The following is a 2,164-nucleotide window of genomic DNA, read 5'->3' on the forward strand; positions in this document are numbered from 1 at the left end:
GATCCGCCCCGCGGGGGGTTTCGGCCGTTCAGGGCCGGGGGAACCGATGGCGGGTGGACGTGCTCGCTGTGGTGTTCGCCGTGTTCGGGGCCGCCTCCAACGCGGCCGGGACCGCCTTCCAGCGGAAGGCGGCCGCCCGGGTCGACCGGGGCGGCGGGCTGCGGTTCCTGCTGGTGCTGGCCCGCGACCCGGCGTGGGTCGCGGGCATCGCCGGGGTGGCCGGGGCCGCGCTGTTCCAGGCGCTGGCGCTCGCCTTCGGGCCGCTCGCCCTGGTGCAGCCGGTGTTCGTGCTGGAACTCCCGTTCGCGCTGCTGATCGCCGCACCGCTGCTGCACCGCCGGATGCCCGCCGCCGGCTGGGCGGGCGTCGCGGCGGTGGTCGGCGGCCTGGCGCTGTTCCTCGGCTGCGCCGCCCCCTCCGGCGCCGAGGACCAGGCGCCGATGAGCCGCTGGACGCCCGTCCTGATCGGCTGCCTCGGCGTGATGGCGCTGTGCACCGCCGCCGCCAGCGGCCGCCGCCGCGGGCCGGTGTTCCGGGCCGGGGCGCTCGGAACGGCCGCCGCCGTCGGCAACGCGCTGACCGCCGCCCTGCTGAAGTCCGCCACCGGCACCCTCGCCGACCACGGCCTGCCCGCCTTCCTGACCGCCTGGCAGACGTACGGCTTCGCGCTCACCGGCATCGCCGCCGTCCTGCTGCTGGAGAACGCCCTCCAGGCCGGCCCGCTGGTCGCCTCCCAGCCCGCGCTGACCATCGGCGACGCCGCCGTCAGCCTGCTGCTCGGCGTGGTGCTGTTCGACGAGACCGTCCGCACCGGCCGGCTGCTGGTCCCCGAGGCGCTCGCCGTGCTTCTGGTGGTCGGCGGCGTGGTCACCCTGGTCCGGGCCGTCCCGAACATCCGCGAGACCGCGCACTGACCGCGCCGCGGAACCGTGCCGACCGGTCTGACGTCCCCCACGGGGGCGGCCGGGTGATCATGGCCGCCGGTCGACGTTCTGGGAGGAGCGCCGTGACGGACGGTACGCCGGAGACGGACGGTACGCCGGGGGCAGAGGGTACGCCGGAGACGGACGGTACGTCGGAGGGCGGGTCAGAGGGCGGGTCAGAGGGCGGGTCGGAGGGCGGGTCGTCCGCTGGTCGGCGGCGGTGGCGCCCCGCCGCGCGGATCGCCTGCGGGGTGCTGCTGGCGGGCCCGGCCGCGCTCACCGCGGTGCGGCTGTTCGGCTGGGACGACGGCACGCTGTGGGCCCTGCCGATGTCCTTCCTGCCGTACGCGGGGCTGTTCACCCTCCTGCTGCTGCCCGTGGTCGCGGTGCTGCGCGCGAAGTGGCTGACCGGGGTCGCGGCCGCGCTGGTGGTGCTGCAACTGTGGTGGCTGGTGCCCCGGATCCTGCCGGACGGCGCGGACGTCCCGGCCGGCGCGCCCCGGCTGCGGGTGACCACCAGCAACAACTTCATGGGCCAGGTCTCGCCCGAAGCCCTGGTCGCCCTGGTGCGCGAACAGCGGATCGACGTGCTCGCCGTCGAGGAGCAGAGCGACTCCGCCGCCGTGGCCCTGGACGCGGCCGGCATCCGCGCGCTGCTCCCGCACCGCGAACGCCCCGCCGACACCGACACCGCGCTCTACACCCGGTTGCCCGTCACCTCCGCCGCCGACCCGGCCTGGCCGTACACCAACCTGACCGTCGACCTCGGCGGCCGCCGGGTGCAACTGGTCGCCGTGCACACCTACTACCCGGTGGGCGACGTCCGCCGCTGGGCCGACAGCCTGCACGCGCTGACCGCCGCCGCACCCGGGCGCACCCGGGACGCCGTCCTGCTCGGCGACTTCAACGCCACCCTCGACCACAAGCCGATGCGCGACCTGATCGACACCGGCCTGACCGACACCCACGAGGAACTCGGCGCGGGCCTCTTCCCGTCCTGGCCCGAGAACCACCCGGACTACCGGGGCGTCCCGCCGCTGATCCAGATCGACCACGTCCTGCACGGCCCCGCGCTGACCGCCGTCGACGTCTCCGAGCACGCCCTGCCGCGCAGCGACCACCGCGCCGTGGTCGCCGAACTCGCCGTCACGGGCTGACCGGGGGAGCGGTAGACGGACTGGCGGGGAGACGGGGAGACGGGCTGATCGGGGGACGGGGAGGGGCCGGGGACGGCCCCACAC

Annotated in this window: 2 protein-coding genes; both read left to right on the forward strand. The window is 76.2% G+C overall.

Annotation, left to right across the window (positions count from 1 at the left end):
* The first annotated feature begins 53 nt into the window (after positions 1–53).
* Positions 54–914, forward strand: a complete 861-nt coding sequence (locus tag ACFUEL_RS38850; protein WP_380242796.1) for a DMT family transporter — start codon at positions 54–56, stop codon at positions 912–914.
* A 260-nt stretch (positions 915–1,174) separates the two neighbouring features.
* Entirely contained in the window at positions 1,175–2,080 is a 906-nt protein-coding gene (locus ACFUEL_RS38855; protein ID WP_380242798.1) for an endonuclease/exonuclease/phosphatase family protein, read from the forward strand.
* Positions 2,081–2,164: the final 84 nt, after the last annotated feature.

Origin of the sequence: Kitasatospora sp. NPDC057198 (genome assembly GCF_042670125.1) — a bacterium.
In the GTDB taxonomy this organism is placed as follows: domain Bacteria; phylum Actinomycetota; class Actinomycetes; order Streptomycetales; family Streptomycetaceae; genus Kitasatospora.